Below are 231 nucleotides of genomic sequence, written 5' to 3' on the forward strand. Positions count from 1 at the left end.
AGTAGAGGAATATGCTACGGCGGCAGGTCCACAAGAGTTTTCACAATGTGATGATTACAATGACCCTTATGACGGAGTGTTCCAATTGGATTTAACGCAGTTTAATGCGGCGATTCTTGGCACACAAGACCCGAACGTATTCTTAATTAGTTATTACCATACTCAAGCCGATGCAGAAGCCGGGACAAATGCCATTCCACTGGCAGAAGCACAGGCTTATATTACCCAACC

General features: G+C 45.0%; 1 protein-coding gene. It reads left to right on the forward strand.

Translation table 11 applies throughout. The features are described 5' to 3' along the window. The coding region (locus HA632_RS00110) for a hypothetical protein (protein ID WP_176305213.1) at positions 1–231 on the forward strand (231 nt) is incomplete at both ends.

The organism is Flavobacterium sp. J49, assembly GCF_011742145.1.
Lineage (GTDB): Bacteria > Bacteroidota > Bacteroidia > Flavobacteriales > Flavobacteriaceae > Flavobacterium.